2 protein-coding genes are annotated in these 1,537 nt (G+C 65.5%); both read left to right on the top strand.

Going from position 1 to position 1,537, the window contains the following annotated elements; translation table 11 throughout:
- A partial coding sequence (gene ssuD / locus NKI72_RS35630; protein WP_352852242.1) for an FMNH2-dependent alkanesulfonate monooxygenase occupies positions 1–1,092 on the top strand: 1,092 nt, incomplete at its 5' end.
- A partial coding sequence (locus tag NKI72_RS35625) for an FAD-dependent oxidoreductase (RefSeq protein ID WP_352852241.1) occupies positions 1,089–1,537 on the top strand: 449 nt, incomplete at its 3' end. The genes ssuD and NKI72_RS35625, both read left to right, overlap by 4 nt.

Raw genomic sequence — 1,537 nt, 5'->3', positions numbered from 1 at the left:
GGGGGCAGGGCGGTCGACCTGCCCTATCTGACCCAGGTCGCCAAGGCCGCCGACGCCATCGGCTATTACGGCGCGCTGCTGCCGACCGGCCGAAGTTGCGAGGACAGCTGGGTCGTGGCGTCGGCGCTGGCGCCGTTGACGCAGCGGCTCCGCTTCCTCGTTGCCGTCCGTCCCGGGCTGCAGTCGCCGACGCTCGCGGCGCGGATGACCTCGACGCTCGACCGCATTTCGGGCGGGCGCCTGCTCATCAACGTCGTCACCGGCGGCGACCCGGTCGAGAACAAGGGCGACGGCATCTTCCTCAGCCATGACGAGCGCTATGAGGTGACGCGGGAATTCCTCGATATCTACAAGGCCGTGCTCAGCGGCGAGACCATTGCCTTCGAAGGCAAGCACTTCCGCATCGAGGACGGAAGGCTGCTGTTCCCGCCTGTGCAGACGCCGCATCCGCCGCTCTATTTCGGTGGTTCGTCGGAGGCGGCGAATGCAGTCGCCGCCGAGCAGATCGACAAATATCTGACCTGGGGCGAACCACCGGTCGATGTCGCCGCAAAGGTCGACCATGTGCGCGGCCTTGCCGAGAAGGCGGGACGCGCGGTGAGCTTTGGCATCCGATTGCATGTCATCGTCCGTGAAACCAATGACGAAGCCTGGGCCGATGCCGATCGGCTGATCAGCCGTCTGGACGACAAGACGATCGCCGAGGCGCAGAAGGTGTTCGCGCGCATGGACTCGGTTGGCCAGTCGCGTATGAGCCGGTTGCATGGCGGCCGCCGCGACAAGCTGGAAATCAGCCCGAACCTGTGGGCTGGCGTCGGCCTGGTGCGCGGCGGTGCGGGCACCGCACTGGTCGGCGATGCGGCTACGGTGGCGGCACGGATCGATGAATACCGGCGCATAGGCATCGATACATTCATCCTGTCCGGTTACCCGCATCTGGAGGAAGCCTATCGCTTCGGCGAACTTGTGTTGCCGCAGTTGCCACTCGATCACGAGATCTCAACGCGGCCGACGGCCGTCAACATGGGCCCCTTCGGCGAAACCGTGGCCGGCGACCATCGCCCGTCGGCGCTGCGCGCGAGCCAGTCTTGAGCGCCAGCGCACCGATCATAGCGATTGTCGGCGGCGGCTTTTCAGGTGCGGCGACTGCGTTTCATCTGGCGCGACTGCTCCCGGCCGGTGCATCCGATATCGTGGTCGTCGAGCCCCGCGAGGGGCTCGGCTATGGTCTGGCTTATTCCACGGCCGATCCGGCACATCGCATCAATGTGCCGGCGTCGAGAATGACGCTGATCTCCGGGCAGGACAGCCACTTTGCCGACTGGCTGGAGCAGACCAGAGCCATTGTAGACGATGCCGAGGCTATTGCCGCCTACGGAGCACTCTACCCGCAGCGTCGCGTTTTCGGGCGCTATGTGGGATCTCATCTCCGGCCCTTCCTTCTCAGCAAAACGATCCGCCATGTCAGGTCCGCCGTCGCATCGGTCGAGCGCACCGGCGAGGGCTACCGTCTGATCCTCGCTGATGGCGGGACGCT

It is taken from the genome of Mesorhizobium sp. M0437 (assembly GCF_040321335.1).
Classification (GTDB): domain Bacteria; phylum Pseudomonadota; class Alphaproteobacteria; order Rhizobiales; family Rhizobiaceae; genus Mesorhizobium.
The sequence above is the reverse complement of the archived record's forward strand: the minus strand, read 5'-3'. Positions and strand labels throughout refer to the sequence as shown.